This is a genomic window from Yimella sp. NH-Cas1 (assembly GCF_022359705.1).
Taxonomy (GTDB): Bacteria; Actinomycetota; Actinomycetes; order Actinomycetales; family Dermatophilaceae; genus Yimella; species Yimella lutea.
Map to the genome: position 1 here is coordinate 1,826,219 of NZ_JAKSGG010000003.1, position 14,993 is coordinate 1,841,211.

The window sequence follows — 14,993 nt, forward strand, 5'->3', positions numbered from 1 at the left end:
GCAATGACTGACAAGGGCTGGCAGCCGGACCCCAAGGACCCGCGCAAACTGCGTTTCTGGGACGGCAACGAGTGGACCGACTTCACCAAACCGAACCCGGATGCGTCGTCCGCGGCTCAGTCGTCGCAACCCGCTTTCGGGGAGTCGCCCGCACCCGGTTCGGTCCGTCTACCGGGCCACCGCAACGACTCGAGCGCCTCGCCGGCGGCGGACCCCTACGCGGCATCGGGGGGCGGCCAGCAGGCTCACGACCCTTACGCCCAGGCACAACCCCGCGACCCGTACGCGCAGGCTGCCCCCAACGCGCAGGACCCGTACGCCCAGACCCCGGATCAGGCTGCGCCTGGCCAGAATTGGGGCACTCCGCCGCCGGCGCAAGCTCCGGGCAACGCACCCCACGACCCGTACGCCGCCGGTGCGAGCCAGCAGCCGGGTTACGTCCAGCAGCCCGGCCAACAGGGGGTCGTCGGTGCGGTCAACCGGTTCAACGACAGCATCGCCCAGGGGTACGGCGACCAGTCGTTCGGCGGGCAGATGAGCGGTCCTGCCGGTCATCGTCCGGCCGAAGCGGGTCGTAACGTATTCACCGAGAAGACTCTCGTTGTCAGCCAGAAGCGCAAGGTCATCGAGATCACCAACGAGTACACGGTCTACGCGGCCGACGGTTCGACGCTCGGAGCCGTCGTGCAGGTCGGCCAGAGCGGCATGCGCAAGGCTATCCGGCTGATGACCAACTACGACCAGTTCCTCACCCACAAGCTCGAGGTTCGCGACAACCAGGGACAGGTGCTGCTGCAGCTGACCCGCCCGGCGAAGGTCATGAAGTCGTCGGTGATCGTGCAGGACCCGCAGGGTCGTGAGATCGGACGCCTGGTGCAGCGCAACATGTTCGGCAAGATCAAGTTCGGCATCGAGGCGAACGGCCAGGAGATCGGTTCGTTGAACGCCCAGAACTGGCGGGCCTGGGACTTCGCGATGCTGGATGCTCATGGCACCGAGGTCGCCCGGGTCACCAAGACCTGGGAGGGGCTGTTGACCACGATGTTCACCACGGCCGACAACTACGCCGTGAACATCCACTACGACCTGCCCGAGCCGTTGAAATCGCTGTGCATTGCTGCGGCGCTGACCATCGACACAGCGTTGAAGCAGGACGAGCGAGGCTAGGGCCGCGCGGCACCGCTGAGGCTCAACCAGTTCCGGCTGAGTCCTCGTTGACCGTCGCCAGGTCTCGATCGCGCTCGGTCGCTAGCGCTGCCTCACTACTCGACCAGCGTGTCTAGGTCAGGCGTCGTAGTCGAGGGTCACTTCGTCGGTGACGGGGTGGGACTGGCAGGCGAGGATGATGCCGGCAGCCACCTCGTCGGGCTCGAGGGCGTAGTTGCGGTCCATCGTGACCTCGCCCGAGACGACGCGCGCGCGGCAGGTGCCACACACTCCACCGGTGCAGGAGAACGGCGCGTCGGGTCGGGCGCGAAGGGTGGCGTCCAGGATGGTCTCGGCCTTGGACGGCATCTCGACCTTCGTCGTGCGACCGTCCAGGTTGACGGTGACGACTGCTTCGGCCGGTGCGGACCTGTCGACCTCGACCCGCTGCTGCGGGGTGGTGCCGTCGTCCACGTGGAAGACCTCGTGATGCACGTGGTCGTCACTGACACCCTTGTCGGACAACATCTTCCGTGCGGTCTCGACCATCTGGAACGGGCCGCACAGGTACCAGTCATCGACGGTCTCGACCGGGAGCACCGTACCGAACAGCAACTCGAGCTTCTCGGCATCGATGCGGCCGTTGAGCCACTCGACATCCTGCGGCTCGCGCGACAGCACATGCATCAGGTGGACGCGTCCGGGGTACTGGTTCTTGAGGTCCTCGAGTTCCTCCAAGAACATGATCGACTCGGTGCGGCGGTTGCCGTAGACGAGCGTCACGCGGGAGTCGTCGTCCTCCTCGAGCGTCGAGGTCAGCAGTGACAGTATCGGGGTGATCCCCGAGCCGGCCGCGAGCGCGACGTGGTGCCGCGCCTCGGTGTCCGACGGCGCAGAGGTGAACGAACCCAGCGGGGTCATGACGTCGATGCGATCGCCGACCTTGACCTCGCGGTTCAACCAGGTGGACATCAGTCCCCCGTCGACCTCGGCCGATCCCACACGAATCACCTTGCGACGCAACGCTTCCGGGCGTGACATGCAGATCGAGTAGGAGCGACGAGCGTCCTCGCCGTTGATGGTGCGGCGCAGAGTCAGGTGCTGACCGGGCGCGAACGTGAAGTCGTCCGCCAACTCGTCGGGCACCGCGAAGGTCACCGCGACGGCGTTGGGGGTCAGGCGTTGGACGTCGACGACCTCGAGTTCGTGGAACTGGGCACGACGGCGGGTAGGTGTGGAGATGAGTGCGGTCACAGCGGCTTGAACTCCTCGAACGGTTCCTTGCAGTCCAGACAACGTCGCAACGCCTTGCACGCGGTCGAACCGAATTCGGATACGACCTGCGAGTGCGCGCTGCCACACACGGGACATGAGACGGTGCGCCGCGCGATCCTCAGACCGACCGGCCCTGCCAGGCGGCCCGCCGGACCAGGCGGTGCGATACCGAACTGTTGCAATGCCTTTCGTCCGGACTCCGACATCCAGTCCGTGGTCCACGGCGGGTCCAGCACGATCTTGACCTGCGGCTCGAAGCCGCTCCGGGCGATCACCGATGCGACGGACGACGACATCGCCTCCATGGCCGGGCAACCGGAGTAGGTCGGGGTCATCACGACGTGCACGACGCCGGCATCGATGTCGGCCTCGAACGAGCGGATGACTCCGAGGTCGTCCAGGCTGATCACCGGGATCTCGGGGTCGGGTACGGCGCGAACCGCCGCTTCGACCTCCTCGATCCGAGACATCGTCATCACCATGTGGTGGCGTCCGGGTGCGAGCGGTGGATGTGCTGCATCTCGGCCAGCAGGTAGCCCATCGCCTCGGAGTGCACACCGGTGCGCCCGCCTCGTGCGGCGAAACGGGCCGAGTCGACGTACTCCAGGGTCGCTTCGTCGGTCACGGAGCGAACGTACGCGGTTGTCTTTTCGCGCAGCGACGACGGCAGGACGCCGACGCCGGATTCTGCTGCAGCAGAGGCGGACTCGGAGTCGTCGAAGAGTTCGGCCACATACGGAGCTACCGCTTCGAGACCGGCCCGCATCCGCTCGTGCGACTCCTGCGTGCCGTCGCCGAGGCGCAGCACCCACTGGGTGGCGTGGTCGCGGTGGTAGGTGACCTCCTTGATCGCCTTACGAGCCACGCCGGCAACGACTTCGTCCGTGCTGTTCACGAGTGCGGAGTACAACTCGAACTGGTAGGCGGAGAACCAGAGCAGCCGTGCCATCTCGAAACCGAAGTCGCCGCGAGGGCGCTCGACGAGGTGGACGTTGCGGAACTCGCGTTCGTCCCGCAGGTAGGCCAGAGCGTCCTCGTCGCGGCCGGTGCCGTCGACCTGGCCGGCGCGGGTGAGCAGCGCGCGCGCCTGGCCGAGCTGGTCGAGCGCGATGTTGCCGAGCGCCATGTCCTCCTCGATCTGCGGAGCACGCGAGACCCACTCCCCCAGACGCTGGGTGTAGATCAAGGCATCATCCGCCAGGCCGAGCAGGTAGTCAGCGGTCGTCGAATCCGTTTGCGCGGCAACCTTTTCCATCACAGGTACTCGACATCCTTGGGAACGTCGTAGAACGTCGGGTGCCGGTAGACCTTGTCGACCGCCGGGTCGAAGAAGCTGTCGCGCTCGTCCGGGCTGGACGCGCTGATGTCGCAGGCCTTCACCACCCAGACGGAAACGCCCTCCTGGCGACGGGTGTAGAGGTCACGGGCGTTGCGCAGCGCCATCTCCTCGTCCGGTGCGTGCAACGAACCGGCGTGCACATGTGACAGGCCGCGCTTGCTGCGGACGAACACCTCGTACAGCGGCCATTCGCGCTTGTCGACATCGGTCATGCCACTGCTCCCTGCGTTCGTGCCTGCTGCTTGTCGGCGTACGCGGTGGCGGCCTCACGCACCCACGCACCCTCTTCGTGCGCGGTGACCCGGTGGCTCATCCGCTGCTCGTTGCATGGTCCGTCGCCCTTGAGCACGCGCCAGAACTCGTCCCAGTCGATCGGACCGAAGTCGTAATGGCCGCGCTCCTCGTTCCACTTCAGGTCGGGGTCGGGCAGTTCGATGCCGAGCTTCTGCGCCTGCGGCACGGTCATGTCGACGAATTTCTGACGCAGTTCGTCGTTGGCGAAGCGCTTGATGCCCCAGGCCATCGACTGCGCGGTGCGGCCCTCGTTGGCATGCTCACCGGTGTCAGGCGGCCCGAACATCATCAGCGCCGGCCACCACCAGCGGTTCGCAGCATCCTGCACCATCGCCTTCTGACGCTCGGTGCCCTGCGACATCGTGTACAGCGACTCGAAGCCCTGGCGCTGATGGAAGGACTCCTCCTTGCAGACGCGGATCATCGCGCGGGCGTACGGACCGTAGGAGCAGCGGCACAGCGGCACCTGGTTCATGATCGCGGCGCCGTCGACCAGCCAGCCGATCGCACCCACGTCGGCCCAGGACACCGTCGGGTAGTTGAAGATCGAGGAGTACTTCTGCCGACCCGAGTGCAGCTTGTCGAGCAGCTCGCTGCGATCGACACCGAGTGTCTCGGCTGCGGAGTACAGGTACAAACCGTGACCAGCCTCGTCCTGCACCTTCGCAATGAGAATCGCCTTGCGCCGCAACGACGGAGCGCGGGTGATCCAGTTGCCCTCCGGCTGCATGCCGATGATCTCCGAGTGGGCGTGCTGGGCGATCTGGCGGATGAGCGTCTGGCGGTACTCCTCCGGCATCGCGTCACGCGGCTCGATGCGAAGGTCCGCGTCGATCAGGTCGTCGAAATCACCGCCGTCACCACGCTGGGTGGCGGTGTCGAGCACGTCGTCCAGACCGCGGCCCTCGGCTGCGTTCAGGGCCTCGTCGGGGTCACCGAAGTCGTTGCCGTACATACCGTCCAGTGTGACCCGTATTACACCGAATTGCAATTGTGCACGAAGGTGTCACATCGTTCATCGGACCACGTGCCGTGCGCCGTCGGCGTCCCGGCAGGTCCAACCCTTGGCGTCGAGGAGTTCCAGCAGCGGAATCACGACGCGCCGTGAGGACCCGAGCACCTGTCGGGCCTGACTGGCGGTGAAGGGTTGATCGAGCGTCGCGAGGGTCCCCCTGGCAAGCGCCGGTGCGGTGGGCAGCAGCACGACACCCTCTGCGATCCGGATGATCCGGCCCGCCCGTTCGGCTGCGGCGAGCTGTCGGACGCCGAGCCCCCACTCGTTGAGCTGTTCCGCGGTCGGCGCCTCGAACGGCGTGCCCTTCAGGTGAGCCTCCAGGGCAGCGACGGCCGGCTCGAGCGCTCCGAGACCGGCGTCGCCTGCGGAAATCCGTCCGGCGCTCACCGTCAGACCGGACTTCTGCGCCAGCGGGCCGAGCAGGGCGACGTCGGGAAGACCGAGACGATCCTTCGCGGCCGCCACGGTGAGGCCGGCACTGAGTGGGTCGCTGCGCCGGTCAGTCTCGACGGCCCCCCGTAAACGCTCGGCCCATCGATCCCATGCCGCTGCGTCCACCCACCAGACGTCGACGGACAGCACGCCCGGCGGTGGTTCAGACACGTCGAAGCCGAGCTGTCCGAGGTGTTCCGGACGCACCGTCGCGCGCCGCTTCACCTCCGTGGCGCAGTCGCCATCGGTCGGACGTTCGGCGAGCGCTTCGGCGAGCTGCGTGGCAGCACCTCTGCGCCGCAACGGCATCGGCTCCGGATCGATGATCTGTACTCCCGCGACGATGCGGCGCCCCGGATCACGCAGCACCATCCGGTCGCCGAGGGTGAGCGGAAGCGGACGCTCCAGCACGAGCCGAGCATGATCGTCGCCCAGCGGCCGGACGTGGACGGGTACCGCAGCGGTCCCGACGTGCGCGACCAGATGCTCCGGCGCTTCCCGCAGGCTGTCACCACTGACCCGTCGGACGTCGATGGTGTCGATCGCGCGCCACGCGCCCGGAGTGACGAGCGCGTCGCCGCGACCGACGTCGTCGTGGGACACCCCTCGCAGGTTCAGCGCAACACGGCTGACCGGCCCGACGCGCTCCAGCGACTCCCCCGAACTCTCGATGCCGCGGACCGACATCGACCCTGTTTTCTTGCCGAGCAGCTCCAGGTGGTCGCCATGCGCGACAGCCCCGGCGGGCAATGTCCCGGTGACGACGGTGCCGGCGCCCTTCACGGTGAACGAGCGATCGACCCAGAACCTGACTCGCGACGTCGGATCCGGTTCTGGAAGTTCGTGGATCAGTGTTGCGAGGGCTGATCGCAGTTCGTCGAGGCCGTCGCCGGTGCGCGCGCTGACGGCCACTGCGGCGCAGTTCTCCAGCCCGGTACTCGCCAACTCCGTTCTGGCCTGGGCGATCACGTCCTGCACCGAGTCCGGGGCCAGGTCGGATTTGGTCACGACGACCAGGCCGCGATCGATACCGAGCGCCGCGATCACGTCCCGATGATCACTGGACTGTGCCTGCCAACCGGAGTCGGCGGCCACCACGAACATCACCACCGGCGCCGGACCGAGGCCGGCGAGCATGTTGGCGATGAATCGTTGATGACCGGGCACATCGACGAACGCAAGCTTGGCGCCGGATGCCGTTGTGGTGAAGGCGAATCCGAGGTCGATGGTGAGACCGCGGCGCTTCTCCTCCGCCCAGCGGTCGGGATCGGTGCCGGTCAGTGCACGCACCAGCGCGCTCTTGCCGTGGTCGACATGACCAGCGGTGGCGACGACGTACATCAGGAACCGAGCGCGGCCCGAAGTGCGTCGAGCACACGGGTGTCGTCCTGCTCGGGAACGCATCGCAGATCGAGCAGGCAGGCTCCGTCGTGTACCCGCGTCAGGATCGCCGGGTCACCGGTGCGCAGCAGTGCAGCGACCTTCTCCGGTAGATGAATCGCCCACCCCGACAACGCAACCCCGGGTGCTCCCCCGCCACCCACACGTCCGTCGTGCGGCACGACCTGCACGCCGAGCGGCCCAGCGATCGCCTCGGCACGCTTCCTGAGCTGGGCGGCGTCCGCGTGCAAGTACTGGCTGACCGGAGGCGTCGGCCCGGCGAGGGTCGCCTCCAGCGCGGCCAGGGTGAGTTTGTCGACCCGGACGGCCCGGGCCAGCGGGTGCTTCGCCAGCCGCTCGACGAGCTCGGCTTTGCCCAGCAGGATGCCTGCCTGCGGCCCCCCGAGCAGTTTGTCGCCGCTGGCGATGACGAGGTCGGCCCCGTCGGTCAGAGCAGTCGACGCGTCAGGTTCGTGGGGCAAGGTCGGGTCCGGCGCCAGTAGGCCGCTGCCCAGGTCGTGGACGATCGGGAGTTCGCCCACCGCAGAGCGCAGTTCGGCCACGTCCGCCGACCGGGTGAAGCCGTGGACCCGGAAGTTGCTCGGGTGCACCTTGAGGATGCACCCGGTCTCTTCGCTGATCGCATCGACGTAATCGGCCACCGAGGTGCGGTTGGTCGTGCCGACCTCACAAAGACGCGCACCGGTGGACTCGATGAGGTCGGGCAGCCGGAACCCGGCTCCGATCTCGATGAACTCACCCCGACTGAGGATGACCTTCTTGCCGGCAGCGAGGGCCGTGGTGGCGAGGACGAGCGCCGCTGCTCCGTTGTTCACCACGAGCGCGGCCTCAGCCACCGGGCACGCGTCGAGCAGTGCGTCGCGGGCTGCGGTGCCCCGCTTGGACCGGACGCCGGCAGCGAGATCCATCTCCACATCGACGTAACCGCTCGCCTGCTGCACCGCAGCGGCGGCTGCCGGGGACAACGGGGCTCGGCCGAGATTGGTGTGGACGACGACCCCGGTCGCGTTGATGACCGGAGTCAGTCGCGAAGGTCGTTCTGCGGAAAGGCGATCCGACAACTCGGGCTCGACCGATTCCGGTGCGATATCACCTCGGCGAGCCCGCGCGAGGACGTCCTGGACGACTTGTTGGATGCGTCCCTCCGCCAGGCACGTCCGTGCGTCCTGCGCCGCAGGAGAGGTGAGGAGTGCGTCGGTGCGCGGGATACGACTCCTCGGATCGTCCGTGCTCACTCGCCCTCCCCGAACCCTGAAATGTGTGGCGGAGGCGGACGGGAATCGAACCCGCCAGCCCGAGATACTCGGACTCACCGGTTTTGAAGACCGGGGGGCCCACCAGGAACCCTGACGCCTCCGCGGACAACCTAACCGAAAGTCCGCATGACTCGCGGGTCAGGTCACTCCTTCTGCGGACACCTGGTGTCCGTACAGTGACGGCATGGCGATCGACCGCAACGATTACCGGCTCACCGACTACACCCATGGCGGCGGGTGTGCCTGCAAGATCCCGCCCGGCGAGCTCGAGGACGCCGTCCGCGACCTGGTCGGCCGGCGAGGCGATGACATCCTGGTCGGCATCGATGCCGGCGACGACGCAGCTGCTGTCCGCGTGCGCGACGACCTCGCGGTGCTCTCGACCGCCGACTTCTTCACCCCCGTCGTCAACGACGCGTACGACTGGGGACGCATCGCCGCCGCCAACGCACTGTCGGACGTGTACGCCATGGGTGGGCGACCGGTCGTTGCCATCAACCTGGTCGGTTGGCCACGCGACGTGCTGCCGATGGAATTGCTGACCGAGGTGCTCCGCGGCGGTCTTGCAGTCGCGGACGAAGCCGGCTGCCCGGTGCTCGGCGGACACAGCGTCGACGATCCGGAACCGAAGTACGGTATGGCGGTCACCGGCGTCGCCGACCCGAAACGGTTGCTACGCAACGACGCTGCCCGCGCCGGCCTACCGATCACCTTGACCAAGCCGATCGGCGTCGGACTGTTGAACAACCGGCACAAGGCCACCGGCGAGGTCTTCGCGCAGGCCATCGAGTTGATGACCACGCTGAACCGGGATGCGTCGGTTGCCGCGGTGGACGCCGGTCTCGAAGCCGCCACCGATGTCACGGGGTTCGGGTTGCTCGGACATCTGCACAAGATGATGCGCGGGTCCGGTGTCGGTGCCGTGATCGAACGCGCGGCAGTGCCGGCGGTCGATGGTGCGCTGGACGCGTTGCGCGACGGGTTCGTGTCGGGTGGGACGCGGCGGAACCTGGACTGGGTCCGTCCGCATCTGTCGGTCGGTTCGGGCGTGAGTGAGGACGACCTGCTGTTCCTGGCGGACGCGCAGACGTCCGGCGGGTTGTTGGTCGTCGGCGAGTTGCCCGGCCACCCGGTGATCGGGCACACCGTGGACGGCGCGGGCATCGAGATCATCGCTTGACCCCCACCTGACCCTCGCCCGAGGTGAGGCAACTGTTGCGAGTCCCGGGAGCGCAACAGTTGCAGTCAAGGTGCGAAACTTCGCGAAGTTTCGCGTTCCGCACGCAACAGTGGCGAGTACCGGCGAAGCACCGGTCAGGTCAGCGGGCGGTCGTGATCGAGTCGTCGGTGATGCCCTGGGCCCGACGGGCGGCGAGGCGGCGCTTCTGCGGCTCGATGGTGTACTTCGGGTCCTTGGCAGACTCGATGCCGGCCTCGAACACGCCGAAGCGGGTCAGCGCCGACGCGGTCAACAACGCCGCTCCGGAGACGACCGCGATCGGACGAAGTCGTCCACCTATCAGGGCGCCGACGCCGCCGGCGACGGCGAGGCGTTCGGCCCACCGCAGCATCTTGCCCGGATTGCCGTGATGCAGGGTCTCCACGACGGTCGGGTCCATCGAGTGCTCCAACACCTTCATGTTCACCACGTCGCCGACGACGCCGAGCGCTGCCAACATGCGCACCGGACCGGTCTCGGACGCCGGGGTCGTGATCATCGCCAAGCCCGACGCAGCAAGAGTCGCCGAACTGACGAACACGAACGGAAGGTACTTGCGGGCGTCGTTCCAGGTCGGATTCGCGGTGTCAGACAACAGAACTGCGGTGTACGAGGCAAGCGGCGGTGAGAACAACGCCGCTTCGAAACCGGAGAACGGTTCGACCCAGCGCAGCGCCGGGCGCAGCGGCCCGAACGGCAATCGGTCGGCGGTCAGGCGGTCGATCTCGGCGACCGCTGCCACGCCGGCACCCACGCTGTAACCGGTGAGGATCCACGAGCCCATGCTCATCGGCGAGGTCACCTTGAAGGTGCGCAGCATGTTGTAGAACCGGTCGGGACGACCGAGGTCCTTCACCAGCGCTGCGCCGCCGAGGCTGATCGCGGCCAAGCCACCCAGACGTGCGTTGCGGCGCAGCAGTTCGCGACCGGTCAACTGAGCGGCGAAGGCGATCAGACCGGATCCACCGGCGACTCCACCGAGGAACAGGTAGGCCGGCACCTCGTGGCCCCAGGGCGGCGGCTTCACGACGGGTCGCCCGTAGTACGAGGTGAACTCCACATCGGGCACCATCAGCATCTCGCGCGCACCGTCGCCGCCGTCGCGCCACCCACGGGCACGCCTGCGGACCGCGCCACCGATCTTGTCGCGGCGCCGCTTGCGGGGCGGCTCCGGCGGCCGGTAACTGTCGAAGTCGCTCATAGGCCCCTCGCGAACGCGACCGCCGTTGCCGCGATCATGCCGACAGCCGCCACAGTCGCACGGCGGTACATCGAGTTGAGGTCAGCGGTCGGCACCCGCGGGTCGGGCGGCAACCCGTAGACCTCGGGTTCGTCCAGCAGCAGGAACACCGATCCGATGCCGCCGACGAGGTCGTTCTCGTTCGCACCGTACAGACGTGCCTCGGTGCGGCCCTCGGCGTGCAACTGCGCGACGCGCTCCTGGGCGGTCTCGACCATGTCGTCGTGATCGCCGAACTTGATGGACGTGGTCGGGCAGGTCTTCGCACACGCCGGCGTCTGGTCGTCGAGCAGCCGGTCGTAACAGAGCGTGCACTTCTGCGCGACGCCGCTGTTCTTGACGTGCTTGCCCCGCTGCGTGCGCGGAGCGGCCGTGCCGTCACTACGCCGTTCGACGACACCGAACGGACACCCGGCGACACATGTGCCGCACCCGTTGCAGACATCGTCCTGGACGACGACCGTGCCGAACTCGGTGCGGAACAAAGCACCCGTCGGGCAGACGTCAAGACACCCGGCGTGGGTGCAGTGCTTGCAGACGTCGGACGCCATCAGCCAGCGGAACTCAGGGGTTTCCGGAGGTGTGGGGTCGGGTTCGGGTGCCACGGGTGCGCCGACCTTCGGCATGCCCAACGACACGAGTTGTCGACCCGATTCCCGGGCCTGCTCGATGTCGGCCTTGCCCTGCTCGATGAACGCGACGTGGCGCCAGGTGTCAGCACTCAGTTCGCCGGTGTTGTCGTAGGAGGAGTCCAACAGCGTGAAGTCGCCGTCGGCGGGGTTGTGATTCCACTCCTTGCACGCCACCTCGCACGCCTTGCAGCCGATGCAGATCGAGGTGTCGGTGAAGAAGCCTTTGCGCTCCTCGTGCGTGTGCCAGTGGGCGTCGGCGGTGGGATCGGTCGGCCCGGAGAACTGTCCCATCAGCTCAGCCCTCCTTCTCGTTCGAACTCTTCTGCGAACCCTGCGAATCGTGTTGCGTCGGAGCGCTTTCGTCCTGGTCGCTCTCCTGCGGATCCGGGTTCACGGTCTCGTGCACCCGATCGGTGATGCGCAGGTTGTCGGTCTCCAGGTCGGCGCCCGAGCGAGCCTGGTAGGAACGCACCAGGTCCATCACTGCGGCTCCGGTCGGCCGACGTCCGGGACGGATATCGCACAGTCCCGCCTTGGACCCCTGGATCTGGGTGTTCGGATCGAGCGCAAGACCGATGAGGTCGTTGGCGGCGTCACCGCTGACCAGCGCCTCGTTGCCGACGCCCCAGTGGTAGGGCAGCCCGATCTGGTGGACCGTACGACCACCGACCTGCAGCGGTGTCATCCGGTCGGTGACCAGCACCCGCGCCTCGATCGCCGCGCGCGCGGAGATGATCGTCGCCCAGCCGTAGGCCTCCAGCCCGACCTCCTGCGCAAGTTGCGGTGACACCTCGCAGAACATCTCCGGCTGCAGTTCGGACAGGAACGACAGGAAACGGCTCATGCCGCCCGCGGTGTGGTGCTCGGTCAACCGGTAGGTCGTGAACACGTACGGATACACCTGCGACGCACCGGCGCTCGGCGCCTGCAGGTTGTCGTCGCGCGCGATGATCAGACGCGTCGGACTGGCCTGCTGCGGGTACAGCGCGTTGGTCACAGGCGACTCCGGCGGCTCGTAGTGCGTCGGGATCGGGCCGTCGACCAGACCGTTGGGTGCGTACAGCCATCCCTTGCCGTCGGCCTGCATGACGAACGGGTCATCGCCCGAAAGGCCTTGTGGCCCACCGATACCCGCGTCCGGACGCGTACCCGGCGCGAGGTCGTCCGGGAAGTCCGGGATGTCGTCGCCGACCCACCTGCCCTGCGCGGCGTCCCACCACAGGTACTTCTTGCGTTCGCTCCACGGCTTGCCGTCGGGGTCGGCGGACGCGCGGTTGTACAGGATGCGGCGGTTCGCCGGCCAGGCCCAGCCCCACTCGGACTGCGCGGGCTTGGGGCCGCCGTGCGGCACCCGATCGGCGGCGTGGTTGATGCCGTCGGCGTACACGCCCGCATAAATCCAGCAGCCGCAGATCGTCGAGCCGTCGTTCTTCAGCTCGGTGTAGGCGTTGATCGGCTTGCCGGCGTTCGGGCCCGTCACGTAGCGACCGTTGATCTCGGCCAGCACCGCTTCGGAGTCGGTCTCGCCGTGCGCGTCCTTCGGGTAGTCCCAGGTCAGGTCGAGCAACGGGCGGTCGCGCTCGTCGGTCGAGTCGGCGAGCCTGGCGCGGATACGAACACCGAGTTCGTGGAAGAACTCCAACTCGCTCTGCGACTGCCCCGGTGGCTGCACCGCCTGGTGACGCCACTGCAGCAGGCGCTGGGTCTGCGTGAACGACCCCGCCTTCTCCACGTGGGTCGCGGCCGGCATGAAGAAGACCTCGGTCTCGATGTCCTCGGTGCGCATTTCGCCCGAGGCGATCTCGGGGCCGTCCTTCCACCAGGTTGCGGACTCGATCATCTGCAGGTCACGCACGACCAGCCACTTCAGGTGGGCCATCCCGAACCGCTGCATGCGTCCGTTGGCCGAGCCGACCGCAGGGTTCTGACCGAGGATGAAGTAGCCGTCGACCTGGTCGGCGAGCATGTTCTGCACCGTCTGGTAGGTGCCGGCCGGCCCGTCGAGACGGGGCAGATAGTCGTAGGCGAAGTCGTTCTCCTTCGTCGCCGCATCGCCCCACCACGCTTTGAGCAGGCTGATGAGGTACTCGTCGGCGTTGGCCCAGTAGCCCTTCTCCGACTTGCTGTGAACGCTCGTCAGGTAGTCGTTCAGCTTGTCCTGCTTGCCCGCGAACGGCATCGGCAGGTAACCCGGCAACAGGTTGAACAACGTCGGGATGTCGGTCGAGCCCTGGATGCTCGCGTGACCGCGCAACGCCATGATGCCGCCACCCGGACGACCCATGTTGCCCAACAACAACTGCAGCACCGATGCGCAACGGATGAACTGGGCGCCGAGCGTGTGCTGGGTCCAGCCGGTCGCGTACGCGAAGCAGGTCGTGCGCTCGCGACCGGAGTTCTCGGTGATCGCCTTCGCGAGGTACTCGAAGTCGGCGACCGTGATGCCACAGACGTCCTGCACCATCTCGGGGGTGTAGCGGGCGTAGTGCCGCTTGAGGATCTGAAAGATCGTGCGCGGGTGCTGGAGTGTTTCGTCACGACGCGGCTGGCTCGTGCCCGTGTTCGCGCCACCGGAACCGAGCTGATCACCGGCCGCACGAGCGGACGCCTGCGCGCCGTGCTCCTTGCCCGCCGCTCCCTGGGAGTCAGGCTCGCCCTGCTCGTAGGCCCAGGTCTTCGGGTCGTACTTGCCGGTTTCGGGGTCGAAACCGGAGAACAGGCCGCCGAGGTCCTCGGTGTCGCGGAACTCCTCGTTCACCAGCGTCGCGGCGTTGGTGTAGGCGACCACGTACTCCTTGAACCACAGATCGTTGCTGAGCACGTAGTTGATCAGCCCGCCGAGCAGGGCGACATCGGAGCCGGCTCGGATCGGTACGTGCTTGTCGGCGACGGCGCCGGTACGCGTGAAACGCGGATCGACATGGATGACCCTCGCACCTCGCGCCTTCGCCTCGGCAACCCACTGGAACCCCACCGGGTGTGCTTCGGCCATGTTGCCGCCTTGCAGCACGATGCAATCGGAGTTGGCCATGTCCTGCAGCGATTGGGTGGCGCCGCCGCGCCCGAACGAAGCTCCCAGACCGGGAACCGTGGCGGAGTGTCAAATACGAGCTTGGTTCTCGATCTGGATCGCGCCGGCCGCGGTGAACAACTTCTTGATGAGGTAGTTCTCCTCGTTGTCCAACGTGGCTCCGCCGAGCGAGGCGATGCCCATCGTTCGCCGCAGTGGGCGACCTTGGTCGTCGTGGTCCTGCCAGCCGCGTCGGCGGGCATTGATGAAGCGTTCGGCGATCATGTCGATCGCGGTGTCGCGGTCCAGTTCGGACCAGTCCTTCGCGCGCGGCGCGCGGTACAGAACCTTGGTCTGTCGGTCGGGTGAGTTGACCAGTTGCTCGCTGGCAGATCCCTTGGGACACAAGCGTCCCCGCGAGATCGGCGAGTCGGGATCGCCCTCGATCTGGACGACGCGTTCGTCCTTGACGTAGACCTTCTGGCCACAACCGACGGCGCAGTACGGGCAGATGCTCTGGACGACGCGGTCGGCGGTCGCGGTGCGGGGCTGCAGTGATCGGGTGGTGGGCGAGGTGGCGGCCGGGCCACGACCGAACAGGTCGCCCGAACGCGCCTGCCGGACGACCGGCCACTCCAGCGGACTCCACGACGCCATGAGAGCCACTCTAATCACGTCGGTGCAAGGTCGTGGGACCAGCGCGCGACCATCCCATCCTGGCTGCGAGAATCGGT

General features: G+C 67.3%; 12 protein-coding genes and 1 tRNA gene. 2 read left to right on the top strand and 11 right to left on the bottom strand.

Annotated features, from left to right (window positions below; genetic code table 11):
* Positions 1 to 3 precede the first annotated feature (3 nt).
* On the top strand, positions 4 to 1,167 hold the full coding sequence (locus tag MF407_RS09080; protein WP_239702080.1) for a phospholipid scramblase-related protein: 1,164 nt from the start codon (positions 4 to 6) through the stop codon (positions 1,165 to 1,167).
* A gap of 117 nt (positions 1,168 to 1,284) precedes the next feature.
* Here MF407_RS09080 and paaE read toward each other — a convergent pair whose 3' ends face one another.
* From paaE to MF407_RS09120, 8 genes are all read right to left on the bottom strand, one after another.
* Positions 1,285 to 2,400, bottom strand: a complete 1,116-nt coding sequence (gene paaE, locus MF407_RS09085) for a 1,2-phenylacetyl-CoA epoxidase subunit PaaE (protein WP_239702081.1) — start codon at positions 2,398 to 2,400, stop codon at positions 1,285 to 1,287.
* The gene (gene paaD, locus MF407_RS09090; RefSeq protein WP_345770848.1) at positions 2,397 to 2,891 is read right to left on the bottom strand and encodes a 1,2-phenylacetyl-CoA epoxidase subunit PaaD; all 495 of its coding nucleotides are present in this window, start codon (positions 2,889 to 2,891) and stop codon (positions 2,397 to 2,399) included. Before paaD ends, paaE begins: the two co-directional genes overlap by 4 nt.
* A gap of 5 nt (positions 2,892 to 2,896) precedes the next feature.
* Positions 2,897 to 3,676, bottom strand: coding sequence for a 1,2-phenylacetyl-CoA epoxidase subunit PaaC (gene paaC, locus MF407_RS09095; protein ID WP_239702083.1), 780 nt, complete (start codon positions 3,674 to 3,676; stop codon positions 2,897 to 2,899).
* A complete protein-coding gene (paaB, locus tag MF407_RS09100; protein ID WP_129624937.1) occupies positions 3,676 to 3,972 on the bottom strand; it encodes a 1,2-phenylacetyl-CoA epoxidase subunit PaaB in 297 nt (98 codons plus the stop codon). The genes paaC and paaB overlap by 1 nt, the downstream gene beginning before the upstream one ends.
* The gene (gene paaA / locus MF407_RS09105; protein ID WP_239702084.1) at positions 3,969 to 5,009 is read right to left on the bottom strand and encodes a 1,2-phenylacetyl-CoA epoxidase subunit PaaA; all 1,041 of its coding nucleotides are present in this window, start codon (positions 5,007 to 5,009) and stop codon (positions 3,969 to 3,971) included. Before paaA ends, paaB begins: the two co-directional genes overlap by 4 nt.
* A gap of 60 nt (positions 5,010 to 5,069) precedes the next feature.
* Positions 5,070 to 6,842, bottom strand: coding sequence for a selenocysteine-specific translation elongation factor (gene selB / locus MF407_RS09110; protein ID WP_129624935.1), 1,773 nt, complete (start codon positions 6,840 to 6,842; stop codon positions 5,070 to 5,072).
* Positions 6,842 to 8,137: an L-seryl-tRNA(Sec) selenium transferase gene (gene selA, locus MF407_RS09115; protein WP_239702085.1), complete on the bottom strand. Its 1,296-nt coding sequence runs from the start codon at positions 8,135 to 8,137 to the stop codon at positions 6,842 to 6,844. The genes selB and selA overlap by 1 nt, the downstream gene beginning before the upstream one ends.
* Before the next feature lie 26 nt (positions 8,138 to 8,163).
* Positions 8,164 to 8,259 (bottom strand) — tRNA-Sec (locus MF407_RS09120).
* An 83-nt stretch (positions 8,260 to 8,342) separates the two neighbouring features.
* On the opposite strand from MF407_RS09120, the gene selD reads away from it, so the two are divergent.
* Positions 8,343 to 9,338 (top strand): selenide, water dikinase SelD, encoded by a 996-nt coding sequence (gene selD, locus MF407_RS09125; protein ID WP_129624933.1) that lies wholly within the window; start codon positions 8,343 to 8,345, stop codon positions 9,336 to 9,338.
* A gap of 139 nt (positions 9,339 to 9,477) precedes the next feature.
* Here the strand turns inward: selD and nrfD are convergent, their stop codons facing one another.
* Genes nrfD through fdh form a run of 3 tightly spaced genes read right to left on the bottom strand, consistent with a single transcriptional unit; the run spans position 9,478 to position 14,916 of the window.
* Positions 9,478 to 10,578 carry an NrfD/PsrC family molybdoenzyme membrane anchor subunit gene (nrfD, locus tag MF407_RS09130; protein WP_239702086.1) on the bottom strand — a complete coding sequence of 367 codons (1,101 nt, stop codon included), beginning with the start codon at positions 10,576 to 10,578 and terminating at the stop codon, positions 9,478 to 9,480.
* Complete coding sequence (locus MF407_RS09135; RefSeq protein ID WP_239702087.1) at positions 10,575 to 11,540, bottom strand: 4Fe-4S dicluster domain-containing protein; 966 nt, start codon at positions 11,538 to 11,540, stop codon at positions 10,575 to 10,577. The genes nrfD and MF407_RS09135 overlap by 4 nt, the downstream gene beginning before the upstream one ends.
* 4 nt (positions 11,541 to 11,544) lie before the next feature.
* Positions 11,545 to 14,916, bottom strand: coding sequence for a formate dehydrogenase (gene fdh / locus MF407_RS09140; protein ID WP_239702088.1), 3,372 nt, complete (start codon positions 14,914 to 14,916; stop codon positions 11,545 to 11,547).
* Positions 14,917 to 14,993: the final 77 nt, after the last annotated feature.